Below are 13,344 nucleotides of genomic sequence, written 5' to 3' on the forward strand. Positions count from 1 at the left end.
CCGGGGGGGGGGTGGAACTAATACATGATAGGAGCCCTGAAAGGGCGGAACTATAAAGTCACGCCCTTTCAGGGCTCGAAATCCTAACAATTATTTTGCCCTGCACTTCGTACAGGGTCATGAATAGTCTTGCTCCTTCGGAGCTATTCATAGAATTAATTATTAGCTGCCAATTTTTTTTTGATTGAATTTGTATGACAGTAGCATAGTGGATAATCATATTAAGCCTATGGAATGATCAGCTGTTTTGATATTTCTTTAACTTTAAGTAAACGAGGTCGCAAAAAACAATTTCATGTCCGCATCCAGACGAAAGAATATCCAAACCCAAAGTTCCACCGATTTCACAGGAATTGACCTGAAAAAACCAGCGCTGTATGCGGCTGGACTCACTGGAGTAAAAGTAGCGCTTCAGCATACCTTCAAGGAAATGGGAGTGATAAAGTCCTTTCAGACACTTGCACATATGAATCAAAAGGATGGTTTCGACTGTCCTGGATGCGCTTGGCCAGATCCTGAACACAGATCAAAATTGGGAGAATACTGCGAAAACGGGGCAAAGGCACTGGCAGAAGAAGCCACTTCCAAAGTGGTTGATAATGCCTTTTTCTCAAACTATTCTGTGCAAGAAATATCGAGTTGGTCAGACTACAAAATCGGGCAAAGTGGTCGCTTGGTAGCTCCAATGATCTTAAAACCAAATTCTAATCACTACGAGGAATGCACTTGGGAAGAAGCATTTAGAGTAATCTCAGATCATCTTCATGCACTCGCCAGTCCTGACAAAGCCATTTTCTACACTTCGGGCAGATCGAGTAACGAAGCTGCATTTTTATACGGACTTTTCGTCAGAGCTTTTGGCACGAACAATATGCCCGATTGCTCCAATATGTGTCATGAATCCAGCGGAGTTGGTCTTTCTGAAACGCTTGGAATAGGAAAAGGCTCGGTGAAACTCGAAGACTTTGATAATGCTGAAGTGGTGATGGTCATCGGGCAAAACCCAGGAACCAACCACCCAAGAATGCTTTCTGCCCTAGAAAAATGCAAAAGTAATGGAGGTAAAATTATCTGTATCAACCCTCTTCAGGAAGCTGGCCTAATTCGATTCCGAAATCCTCAGGAATTCAGTGGAATGCTGCTCAATGGCAGCGGACTGACAGACATTTACCTTCAGGTAAAAATCAATCAGGATGTCGCGCTTTTAAAACTGATTGAGAAAAAATTGGCGAATTTGGACAAGGCTGAGGGGAAGGTTTTTGATCATGACTTTATTGAGAAATATACGGAAGGGTACGAATCACTTTTGGCACATCTGGATACGCATACAGAACAGGAATTACTAGAACTCTGTGGCGTAGATGAGAAATTGATTGATGAAGCAGTTGCTCTTTTAGCCAAGAAAAGCAAAATCATCATCTGCTGGGCGATGGGACTCACTCAGCATAAAAACGGGGTAGAAAACATCAAAGAATGCGTCAATCTGCTTTTGCTGAAAGGAAGTCTGGGTAAACCTGGAGCAGGAACTTGTCCCGTTCGCGGTCATAGTAATGTGCAAGGTGACAGAACCGTAGGTATCATGCACTATGTGTCCAAAGAACTAAATGCAGCGATCAAAAAGACTTTTGGATTCGATGCTCCCGATCATGAAGGAGTAGATGTAGTCAAAGCGATTCCTGCCATGCACGAAGGAAAGGCTAAGGTTTTCGTAGCCTTGGGCGGCAACTTTGTATCCGCCGCTTCTGACACAGAGTACACAGCCAAAGCACTTCAAAACTGTGACCTTACGGTGCAGATCAGCACCAAGCTAAATCGTAGCCATTTGATCACCGGGAAAACCGCCTTGATTTTACCCACATTAGGAAGATCTGACAAGGATCTCAAAGACGGAAAGCAAAGGCATTTCACCGTGGAAAATAGCATGGGAATAGTTCATCAATCTAAAGGCTTCCTTGACCCAATTTCTGATGACCTCAAAAGTGAACCGGAAATAGTAGCAGGAATTGCCTCAGCCTACTTCAAAGGAAATCATCCTGTAAAATGGAAATTGCTAGGTTCGGATTATGAATTACTCCGTGAGAAACTCGGCGAGGTGGTCGCTGGATTCAAGGACATGAACACCAAGTCGAAAGGATCTGGATATTACTTGCCAAATAATGTAAGAGACTTGGATTTTAGCAAACTCCCAAATCAAAAAGCGCAATTCAGCAACACCGCTCTCCCAATCCATAACCTAAAAGAAAACGAATACCTATTGATGAGCATACGCTCACATGATCAATTCAATACGACCATTTACGGCTTAGATGACAGGTACAGAGGTATTCACAATGAGCGCAGGGTTCTTTTCATGAGCGAAGCTGATATGGCTCGGGAGAATCTCAAGAAAATGGATGTGGTCAATATCATGAGTAATTATGATGGGCAAGAGCGGAAAGTTTTCCAGTTTTTAGTAATTCCCTACCACATTCCAAAAGGTAATTTGGCGGCCTACTTCCCAGAAACAAATCCATTAATTCCAATCCAAGAATACGCTGACAAAAGCAACACGCCGATTTCTAAATCGGTGCGAGTGAATGTGGAGAAGACTGGGTAAATTTTGTAAACAGTAAGTAGTCAGTAGTAAATTTTGTTCTACTACTTACAAAGTTTACGACTAACTACTTACAAATCCCTCCGCTCCACATGCAATCCATTTCGTAACAAAATCCCATCCCAAGCACCAGTACAGGTTAGTATTAAAAAAGATAATTGCTATTTTAAGCGATACTTAAAATCATCTTTAGGTAAAACCCAACTTATCCAAAATAACCTTAAACCATTATCATGAAATCCAAACAATGGAAAACACTGGTGCTTGCTGTCATTGTTATGACAGTATGTACTTATCTTTTTGTTTTCGCAGAAGGAAAACTTGAACCCAGCTTGGCAAAAGTGCCATACGTATTTTGGACAGGCTTCCTCGTCACAGCACTCGTAGTACTGGCAACCTTCATTGGCTCAAAAGTTTTTCCATTTGAAGACCCGAAGAAGCAATGATTGGATGGTTAATTTTCTTCTTCTCGCTATTTCTAGCCATGCTTGGCTATGCCTCTTATCGCTCATACAGTAAAGAGAGAACCTCAGATGATTTCATCTTCGCAGGTTCTAACATTGGAACGATATTAGGCTTCCTGACCTTCTCCGCAGCATTATTCTCTGCATTTACCTTTATGGGGATGCCAGATTTCTTTCGAACTCACGGCGTTGGCGCATGGATTTTCCTTGCCTTATCAGATGCTTTAATGGTCTTTTTCCTGATTTGGTTTGGCTATGCACTGCGTAAGCGTGCCACAACAAATGGCTACAAAGGCGTCGCTGGATTGATGAAATCTTGCTATGGAAATTCCTTTGCTGGCTATTTAGTCTTCGCAAGCGCCTTCCTATTTCTGATTCCTTATGTAGCAATACAGATACGCGGAATATCCATCTTCCTTGATGCCGCCTTTCCTGACATGCTTCCTTATTGGTCTTGGTCAGCACTACTGGTATTCATTATGTTGATTTATTCAGAAATCGGTGGTTTAAAAGCCATTGTGTATAGCGACGCAATTCAAGGAGTGATCATGCTTACCGTGATTTGGATTATCGGCGTGACTTGCCTGCAAATGAGTGGTGGACTGGAAGCTGGATTAGAATCAGTTTCGGCTACCAACCCTGATTTGCTTACACTACCTGGCCCGAAAGGATTGTTCACTAGTCCATTTCTGATCGCTTCTGCTATAGCAATTGTATTGATACCTGTTTCTCAACCTCAGTTCACTACGCGATTGGTGGTGATGAAAAACCTGAAATCCGTACATAGAATGGCCTATGCAGTGGGTATTTTCGCCATGTTGGTCATCTTACCAACGGCCTTTATCGGACTTTATGGAGCAATAAAATATCCTGATGCAAGTACCGCTGATTTCTTGACAAATGCATTGTTATTTGATCAAGCTGTCCCAGTGGCTGCACTAGCAGTGGTTGGTTTATTTGCTGCCTGTCTTTCTACGACTAATGCTCAAATCTTTGCTTTAGGAACAGAACTTAGATCTCTACTTTCTGGCACTGACAAAACCAATATGCGGATCACCAAGATTTCAATTTTAGTGTTCTCATTAATCGTTTTAGTATTCTCTACTTATATGAGTGACGAACTGGTTTTACTAGCCCGCGTGAGTTTCACCGGCACGTCTATGATCGCACCAGTAGTGTTGGGTGCAGTGATTTTCTCTAAGCCTCCAAAATCCTTAATTATACTTTCTACGCTTGCTCTGGGAACTTTTATCCTTTCTCTTCTGGAAATTGTACCTGGAAAAATAGCAGGCCAACCTCTTGATTACCTGATGTACGGAGTCTTATTTGTAGTCACCGCCATCATTATGATCACACATTCTCAAACTCAAAAGAAACAACATGCAACTCAATCCTAACTTTTCCATAAATGACCTAGAAGCTCCACTAAAACGATTTTGGGAACTTTCTGGAGAAAAAATAAACTTGATAGAAACAGCATTTGACACAGCGAATGGAGCACCTGTCTTTACAGAAAAAGGAAAATATGTCACTAGAGGCTGGACAGAATGGACTCAAGGATTCCAATACGGCTCGGCAATTCTCCAGTTTGATGCAACCGGCGATGAGCAGTTTTTGAAAATCGGCAGAGATAATACCCTGAACAAAATGGCGCCGCACCTTACCCATACAGGTGTTCATGATCACGGATTCAACAATGTGAGTACCTATGGGAATTTGCTCCGACTCATCGAAGAAGGTAAAATCGAAGGAGCTGCTTGGGAGAAAAACTTCTACCAACTTGCCCTAAAAGTAAGTGGAGCGGTACAAGCCATGCGTTGGACTACAACTCCTGATGGTGGATTTATTTATTCATTTAATGGCCCTCATTCCTTATTTGTGGATACCATTCGCTCCTGCAGGGCATTGGTTGTTTCCCATGCCTTAGGTCATGTATTGCAAGGAGAAAATGACAAGAGAATCTCTCTAATCCAGCGGGCAGTTCAGCATTTTTTGAGTACGGTTCGCTATTCTATTTTCTATGGAAATGGAAGAGACAGCTACGATGTAGCCGGCAGGACAGCTCATGAGACTATTTTCAACACCAATGATGGTAATTACCGTTGTCCAAATTCTCAGCAAGGCTATACAGGTTTCAGTACATGGACTCGTGGTCTAGCTTGGGCGATTTGTGGATTGGGTGAGACATTGGAGATTTTAGATCAAATAGATGAAAAAGATTATGCTGAAATCATTTCTAAGGAGGATTTAATCAAGGAGCTTTCTGAGGCGGCTAAGGCTACACTAGAGTTTTACTTGGAAAACACTCCTACTGATGGCATTACCTATTGGGATACCGGAGCTCCTAATTTGTCTAAGATGGGAGATTATCTGAATGAAAAATCTGATCCCTTCAATGCCTATGAGCCTATAGATTCTTCTGCGGCATGCATCTCCGCACAGGGTTTTATCAGAATCGGAAATTGGTTAAAAGACTCAGATCCTGAAAGTTCAGAAAAGTATATCCAGGCTGGAATGCAAATCGCCAACACATTATTTAGCGAGCCATATCTTTCTACTGACCCTAGCCATCAGGGCTTAATTTTGCACTCCATTTACCATCAGCCTAATGGATGGGATTATCGCCCAGATCCTAATAAAGCTCCCTACGGAGAATCAAGTATGTGGGGAGATTACCATGCACGAGAGCTGGCATTGCTACTTCAGCGCATGCAAAAGGGTGAAGATTACTACAGCTACTTTAACTGCGTAGGGAAATGAGCACTGGAAAATATAAACCACAATACCCACGAGTTGCCCAGCTAAAAACAGGAGAGCATCTCCGTGACCATCTGAGCAAAGAAGGAATCACGATGGGTTTTGATGAAGAGTTAAAAACTGGAGATAACTCTCCTTTTGCGAAAGCACATACCACACGAGCAGGAAATAGGATTGGTAATGCCTTTTGCATCCTGCCAATGGAAGGCTGGGATGGCACCACCGATGGCAAACCTACCGAACTCACCAAAAGACGCTGGAAGAACTTTGCCATCAGCGGAGCTAAATTACTCTGGGGTTGCGAAGCGGTAGCAGTGCAGCCTTCCGGCAGAGCAAATCCTAATCAACTTATGATCAACGAGCAAAATCTCGGTGATTTCGATGGCCTGTATAAGATGCTAGATACTGAGCACAAGGCTGCTTTTGGAAATACAGACGATTTGCTTACTGGCCTGCAACTCACGCATTCAGGCAGGTTTTGCAAACCGAATAGCAAAACTCAAATGGAGCCGAAGATTCTTTACTCTCATCCCGTTTTGAATAAGAAATTTGGTCTTGCCGATGATCACCCGCTGATGACAGATGGTGAAATATCTGAGTTGATCGATGCCTATGTGATCGCGGCAGTTCGCGCACAGAAGACGGGATACAAATTCGTCGACATCAAACATTGCCATGGGTACTTGGGACACGAGTTCCTGAGCGCCTACGACCGTGAAGGCAACTATGGCAAATCCTTAGAAAACAGAACCCGCTTCATCCGTGAGATTGTAGCGGGAATCAGGGCGGAAGCGCCAGGATTAGAAATCGGTGTTCGCATGAGTATCTTCGACTGGGCACCGTTTAAGCAAGGCCCTGAAGGAACTGGGATTCCTGCTTCCGAAAGTCCTTATAAGTACGCTTTCGGAGGAAATGAATCAGGCATAGGCGAGAATCTATCTGAGTCATTTGAATTTCTGAAAGAACTGGAAAAACTAGATATAGAATTGCTATGCACCACAGCCGGCAGTCCATATTACAATCCACACATTCAACGGCCAGCACTTTTCCCCCCATCAGATGGCTACATGCCACCAGAAGATCCTTTGCATGGAGTGGCTCGGCAGATAGATGCGGTGGCAGAAGTGAAGAAAGCATTTCCTAGTTTCTACACCGTCGGCTCTGCCTACTCTTATTTGCAAGAATGGCTACCTAATGTGGCTCAAAATGTATTGGAAACAGGAAAAGCTGATTCAATCGGTTTAGGCAGAATGGTATTAAGCTATCCAGAATTGCCGGCAGATGTACTGGAAGGCACACCAATGAAGCGTGCAAATATCTGTCGTACTTTCTCAGATTGCACTACTGCCCCGAGGAATGGAATGATCTCAGGCTGCTTTCCATTGGATCCTTTTTACAAGAAAATGGAAATCCACCAAACCCTAAAAAACATCAAAGCATCATGAGTCGAATAGCATTAGTCACAGGAGGTTCACGTGGAATAGGTCTGGGAATTGCCAAAAAACTAGCTGAAGAAGGCTTTAATCTAGCGATAAATGGCGTTCGTGATGAGGCTGACGTTCGAGAGGCATTGGAAGAATTGAAGACTTTTGGAGTACGAGTGGAATACCTTCAAGGGAATATTGCTTCCAGCGAAGATCGGGAGACTATCGTATCAGGGATGATTGCGAAGTTTGGGAAAATCGATGTGTTAGTAAATAATGCTGGAGTGGCCCCTAGAACAAGATCTGATGTGTTCGACATTACCGAAGAAGACTTCGACCACTTGATGGACATCAATATGAAAGGTACTTTTTTCCTAACTCAAGCTATCGCAAAGTGGATGGCAGAACTGAAAAACGCATCGCCTGATTCACAGATTTCAATCGTAAATATCACTTCCATTTCCGCTACGGTGGCATCAACTTCCCGCGCTTCTTACTGCATGGCTAAATCTGCATTAGCAATGCTTTCTCAAGTTATGACTGTGAAAATGGCTGAATTCGGAATCCCAGTGTATGAGATCAGACCAGGTGTGATAGAAACCGATATGATCGAGAAAGTGCGTGAGAAGTATCATGAAGGTGTGAAAAATGGAATGACACTAGAGCCTCGCATGGGCTTCCCTGAAGATGTGGGCCGAGTAGTTGCTACTTTGGTGAGAGGAGATCTCCCCTATTCCACCGGCCAGGTAATCATGGTAGATGGTGGAATGACGATCTCAAGGATGTAGATTATGAGATAATGTCAACTTCATCTAAGTTGTTATCTCTAAATTGAATATCTCTAACCACAAAAACCAATGAAAACCCGTTTCATTTTAACCTTACTTATTCTAGCAATTTTTAGCACTCATTCTTTTGCGCAGCAGAAAAGAACTAGAATCGGGGTAGCAGGTCTCACCCACGGGCATGTGGGCTGGATATTGAATGCCAAAGATCGTCCTGATTTGGAGATTGTGGGTATCGCCGAACCTAATAGAGACTTAGCAAAACGACTTACCGAACGGCATGGGATCTCGATGGATTTGGTATTCGACAGCATGGAGGAGATGCTTGAGAAAACAAAGCCTGAGGCTGTGACTGCTTTTGGAAATATCTACGATCATCTCGCGGTGGTGGAAGCTTGTGCTCCAAGAGGCATTCATGTCATGGTAGAAAAACCCTTAGCAGTAAGCCTAGAGCACGCTCAGAAAATGAAGGCCCTTGCCGAAAAACACAAGATTCACCTCATTACGAATTACGAGACGACTTGGTATCCGAGCACTTTCAAAGCGTACGAGATACTTCAAAGCGGTGAAGTGGGTGACTTACGAAAAGTTGTGGTGAGAGATGGGCATAAAGGGCCGAAAAAAATAGGGGTAAGCGACGAGTTTCTGGAATGGCTAACTGATCCAAAACAAAACGGAGGAGGTGCCATAATCGACTTTGGCTGCTATGGAGCAAATCTGGTAACTTGGCTAGAAAATGGAAAACGTCCCAAATCAGTTACCGCAGTCACTCAACAGCTTCAAGCCGAAAACAACCCCAAAGTAGATGATGAGGCCACTATCATACTGAACTACGATGATTCACAAGCCATCATACAAGCTTCCTGGAACTGGCCAATTGGAAGGAAAGACATGGAGATTTACGGGCTGAGCGGCGCTATTTACGCTGACAACCCTACCGATGTTCGCGTCCAAATTGCTGAGGGGTATTCTGGATTTGAAGAAAGTGAGTACAAATTGGAATATGAAAAGACTCCTTTCGAAGACCCATTCACACTATTTCTAGCTGTAATCAATGGTGATTTGACACTGGATGAATACGCTTTGCCTTCACTGGAAAACAATATGATTGTAGTTGAAATCCTCTCTGCTGCGGTGGAAAGTGCTAAGACTGGAAAGACGGTTTATTTGAAGTAGAGGTGAAGCTGGGAGCCGGAAGTGGGCTCAATTTAAGCGTACTAGTTTTACAAAAAAAGCCGTTCGTGAGGACACGAACGGCGGCAAAAACTATGCACTGGTAAGGGCGAATAATTATTCGCCCCTACAGTATTTCTTTAATCTTCAAATTCTTAAATATCACGCCCTGTCCTTCACTTTGTAGGCCGATGTATCCTTCCTTCAGCAATTTCCCATCTTCTTTGTATTTCGGATCAAAGCCATTGGCTACTCCCCCACCCACTTGAGGTAAGGTGTACTCCAATACCTTCACATCATTGACCATGTGAATCACCAAGGAATCACCATAAACGATCAAGTCAGCCTTCACCCATTCGTCCCACTTGAAAGTCGGTGATGTGGAGTTGATACAATGCCTAGGATCTTTGTTTCCCTCAAAAAAAACATCTGTTCCCGGCGAGCACATATTACCTGTTGGTCTAGGAACACCCTCTTTTTCTTCTGCAAGCATCTGCCATTCCACAGAAATCGGCCAATCCTGTTCTTTCAGAATAGTTTCTGGAGCCTGAGAATGGAACATCACCCCACTATTTCTATAAGTGTAGCTTGCAGCATCTTCTAACCACTGATCTGTAAACCTATATTCCCATGTCATGTGAAATGAGGAAAATGGTTTCTTGTAAAACAGGTGTCCATAGCGATCATTGAAGCCCTCATTGTAATCATCGTAGTTTACAGCAATAGTCCCATCTACCACACGAAAGGTATTTTTATAATTATCGCCTGTTTCATGATGGTAAATTTTCGGAATCCACCCATCCAGATTCTTACCATTAAACATATCAATCCATTCGGATTTGCTATTATCTGAAGTCTTATTGTCGATCTTTTCAGATTTGCAGGAAATCAGAGCTGTTCCGAGAATAAGAGCGGCTAGTAGTTTGTTAAACATGGAATTAAAAGTTGATGTGAAAAGATAGAAGTAAGGTAAGAAATCCTAGAAGTTAAAAAGTCACTTTTGTATGGAACTAGCTATTCTGAGGAAATATGGTGTGTAAGGAAGTCTTTACCCGTATAAAACCTAAAGGCATGCTTTTCTATTTTGGCTTCTATAGCTGCAGGCTTACCGATCATCTCTCCATCAATTTGAAATTCAGCATTTTCAATATTCACAATTTCACATGATTTCATTCGCCATGCTGTGCATACTTCATCTCTGTGCAGGTCACCTCTAAACAATCTAATTGAGCTTCGAATATAATCATCTGCAGTTTGAGGATTAAGGGCGATCACCTCGAATTTACCATCATTGATCAAGCCTCCACAGTTGATTAAGGCACCTGTCCCGTATTGATCACCATTTGCTATTACAATCATCTTGGCCTCCACTTCTATGGACTCCTCATCGATTGTTAAGCGGTACTTTTTGACCTCTGCTCCGAATATTTCTTTTAAGGAATGTTTGACATAGCCAATCATTCCACGCTTTTCCTCCTGCTCAAATTTTTTGATCAAATTGGCATTCATCCCAAAATCAGCGAGGTGCAGACAGAGTTCTCCATTAATGTGAATCGCATCTACGGCATGCGCTTGCTCCTGCCGGATTGATTCCCAAGTATCTACTATATCATTTATTCCTAGGCATTTAGCCAGACCATTGGCGGAGCCTAGCGGCAAAACACCGAGTGGCACATCTTTACCATGCAGGGATTTCGATACCAACTTGATCGTACCATCCCCTCCTCCTATCAGCACTAATTCAGGTTTCAATTCCTCAAATTGCTGGAGTATCTTTTCATCATCATCTTTTCCGGTCGTTTCCCAGAGGCTTATCTCATAATTCGACAGATGAACTTCAGCCATTTCTTTTAGTTCGGCTCCTGTTATTCCATTATCACCCGAAATAGGGTTTAAAATCAGCAGACATTTTTTGGTCATTTTCATAAAGTTTAATCTATGATAGATTCTTGTTTGGCAATCTGAATAGCTTCTTGAGATGATTCTATAAAATGAAAATGACTTATTCCCGCCTGCTTTTGTATAGCTTCTTTACGCTCCACATCCAACTTTCCCACTGTGCGAATGAACACTTCTTTTACCCTACCAGGAAAATCCTCAATAACCTGAGCATATATCTCTGGATCATGCTGCCCACTGTCTCCTATTAAATAAAATTGCATTTTAGGAAACATCTCCATCAGCAGCTCGATTTTCTGAAGCTTATGAGAATGATCTCCTCCACCTGACTTCCAAATATTCCTCAGATTGATATGCTTATCCTTAAGCAAAATCGGGCCATCTGGAATATGTCTATATCGAAGAAAATCCCTGATCAAATCAAACAGGGACCAATCACTACTGGACACATAGAAAATCGGCAAGGTCTTATCATCGGTGATTTTCTTATAGAATTCCGATACCCCTGGCAATGGCCTTCTAGTGTATGCATTCTTCGAAACCGACAGCCAAAATTTCTTCCCCAGCTCTGTAGAATGCGAAATAAGGATGGTGTCATCTATATCTGAAATTACCCCTGTAGTGCCGAAATATCTAGTAACCTCCATATGTGCAACAAGAGATTTCTTAGTTTCCGGCTCCAATACTTGAAAGGTCACCAACTCATTCGATCCTAGTATGGGTTTGGAATCCCCGATCTGTAACTCAAATACCCCGTCTTCATCCGTAGCTACCGTATAGCTTTTTTCCTGAAAGGTGATCTCTACTTTGGCTAAAGGCACCGATGATCCGGCATACCTTTTCACAGTAGCCGCGATATTGGAGATCCAATTATTCCGGGAAGACGGTCTACTCTGTGTATAAGCCTTGATTACTCTTCCTTTGAAAAAGACTTCAGTATCATTCCCAAAGGCTAAAAATGGTTCAACTTTAATTTTATCCTGTTTAGATATACTCATTAGATAAACTGCTAATTGATATACTACCACTAAGGCAATAATCACGCAGATTATGATGAATCCATTTTTCATTTAGATGGGTTTGACTGAGGAGATGGATTAGATCAATGCTTCCAATCGTATTGGTCGATGTCTTCCAGACAGGCTTTTAGCAAGGCTATAGAATCAGCTATGTCTTTCTTGTGCGCCATTTCTATGACTTGGTGCAAATGTCTCGTAGGAATGGAAATAGCTCCTGCTATGGCTCCCTGCTTGCCCATACGCTGTACCCCAGCAGTATCAGTACCTCCAGCTACCAAAATCTCAGGCTGCCAAGAAATCTTGCCTTTGTCGGCAGTTTGCTTCATAAATTCCACCATTCTATAATCGCAAATCGTCATAGCATCCATGATCTTGATGGCAGTGCCTTTACCCAATTCAGTAACCTTCTCATGAGCCTGAGCTCCCGGCACATCAAAAGCGATTGTCGTATCCAGCGCGATTCCAAAGTCAGGATTGATCCCATGTGCTGCTACATTTGCGCCACGCAGCCCTACTTCCTCCTGCACAGTAAACGTCGCGTAGACATCATAAGCAGGATTTTTCAGTTGCTTGAGCGTTTCTATTAGGATAAATACAGCTACTCTGTTGTCAATGGACTTACAGTTCACGCAGTCACCCATTTCGATTAGTTCTCTGTCGCGAGTAACCGGATCACCTACATTAATATATTTCTCCACTTCCTCTTTGGGCATTCCCAAGTCGATGAAAAAGTCTGTAGTCTTCGGAAGTTTGGTTCGCTCTTCAGCAGACATCACATGAATAGGCTTACTTCCCATCACTCCTACCAAATCCTTTTTCCCATGCACGATTACTCGCTGTGCAGTGAGAGTTTTCGGGTCAAAACCTCCTAAGGTATGGAATCTCAAAAAGCCATTATCATCTATATGAGTGACGATAAAACCGATCTCATCCATATGTGCAGCGATCATCACTCGCTTGCCATCAGGATTCTTTATCCCTTTTTTGATGGCAATCACATTGCCGATATTATCTACTTTGACCTCATCCACTAGTGGAGTGACCAAGTCAATTACTAAATCCCGAACTCTCTTTTCAAAGCCTGGTGCTCCAGCTATTTCACAGATTTCCTTTAAAAGGGCTACGTTTATGTCCATTTTATCTTTTTTCTATTCAGGTTGAAATTAAGAATTTGAAATCTTTTGGCAGTAAAAAAGGCACAGAGAAATCATCTGTGCCTTCAATTATTAT

Annotated in this window: 11 protein-coding genes; 7 read left to right on the top strand and 4 right to left on the bottom strand. The window is 42.6% G+C overall.

What is annotated here, in order from left to right; translation table 11 throughout:
• The first annotated feature begins 295 nt into the window (after positions 1–295).
• The 7 genes from LV85_RS11775 to LV85_RS11805 all read left to right on the top strand — a co-directional run bounded on the left by LV85_RS11775 (position 296) and on the right by LV85_RS11805 (position 9,199).
• Positions 296–2,596: an FdhF/YdeP family oxidoreductase gene (locus LV85_RS11775; protein ID WP_111319620.1), complete on the top strand. Its 2,301-nt coding sequence runs from the start codon at positions 296–298 to the stop codon at positions 2,594–2,596.
• A 230-nt stretch (positions 2,597–2,826) separates the two neighbouring features.
• Positions 2,827–3,039: a hypothetical protein gene (locus LV85_RS11780; RefSeq protein ID WP_111319622.1), complete on the top strand. Its 213-nt coding sequence runs from the start codon at positions 2,827–2,829 to the stop codon at positions 3,037–3,039.
• Complete coding sequence (locus LV85_RS11785) at positions 3,036–4,454, top strand: sodium:solute symporter family protein (RefSeq protein WP_111319624.1); 1,419 nt, start codon at positions 3,036–3,038, stop codon at positions 4,452–4,454. The genes LV85_RS11780 and LV85_RS11785 overlap by 4 nt, the downstream gene beginning before the upstream one ends.
• Positions 4,438–5,817 carry a glycoside hydrolase family 88 protein gene (locus LV85_RS11790; RefSeq protein WP_111319626.1) on the top strand — a complete coding sequence of 460 codons (1,380 nt, stop codon included), beginning with the start codon at positions 4,438–4,440 and terminating at the stop codon, positions 5,815–5,817. The genes LV85_RS11785 and LV85_RS11790 overlap by 17 nt, the downstream gene beginning before the upstream one ends.
• Positions 5,814–7,259 (top strand): oxidoreductase, encoded by a 1,446-nt coding sequence (locus tag LV85_RS11795; RefSeq protein ID WP_111319628.1) that lies wholly within the window; start codon positions 5,814–5,816, stop codon positions 7,257–7,259. The genes LV85_RS11790 and LV85_RS11795 overlap by 4 nt, the downstream gene beginning before the upstream one ends.
• The gene (locus LV85_RS11800; RefSeq protein ID WP_111319630.1) at positions 7,256–8,026 is read left to right on the top strand and encodes a 3-ketoacyl-ACP reductase; all 771 of its coding nucleotides are present in this window, start codon (positions 7,256–7,258) and stop codon (positions 8,024–8,026) included. Before LV85_RS11795 ends, LV85_RS11800 begins: the two co-directional genes overlap by 4 nt.
• 69 nt (positions 8,027–8,095) lie before the next feature.
• The gene (locus LV85_RS11805; protein ID WP_111319632.1) at positions 8,096–9,199 is read left to right on the top strand and encodes a Gfo/Idh/MocA family protein; all 1,104 of its coding nucleotides are present in this window, start codon (positions 8,096–8,098) and stop codon (positions 9,197–9,199) included.
• A gap of 124 nt (positions 9,200–9,323) precedes the next feature.
• Here LV85_RS11805 and LV85_RS11810 read toward each other — a convergent pair whose 3' ends face one another.
• The 4 genes from LV85_RS11810 to LV85_RS11825 form a co-directional block, all read right to left on the bottom strand.
• Positions 9,324–10,130, bottom strand: a complete 807-nt coding sequence (locus LV85_RS11810; RefSeq protein ID WP_111319634.1) for a 3-keto-disaccharide hydrolase — start codon at positions 10,128–10,130, stop codon at positions 9,324–9,326.
• Between the two features lie 80 nt (positions 10,131–10,210).
• Positions 10,211–11,116: a diacylglycerol/lipid kinase family protein gene (locus LV85_RS11815; protein ID WP_158531178.1), complete on the bottom strand. Its 906-nt coding sequence runs from the start codon at positions 11,114–11,116 to the stop codon at positions 10,211–10,213.
• 11 nt (positions 11,117–11,127) lie between these two features.
• The gene (locus tag LV85_RS11820) at positions 11,128–12,165 is read right to left on the bottom strand and encodes an App1 family protein (protein WP_245942272.1); all 1,038 of its coding nucleotides are present in this window, start codon (positions 12,163–12,165) and stop codon (positions 11,128–11,130) included.
• Positions 12,166–12,197: 32 nt separating this feature from the next.
• Entirely contained in the window at positions 12,198–13,250 is a 1,053-nt protein-coding gene (locus LV85_RS11825; RefSeq protein ID WP_111319638.1) for a M42 family metallopeptidase, read from the bottom strand.
• Positions 13,251–13,344 lie beyond the last annotated feature (94 nt).

It is taken from the genome of Algoriphagus chordae (assembly GCF_003254055.1).
Classification (GTDB): Bacteria; Bacteroidota; Bacteroidia; order Cytophagales; family Cyclobacteriaceae; genus Algoriphagus; species Algoriphagus chordae.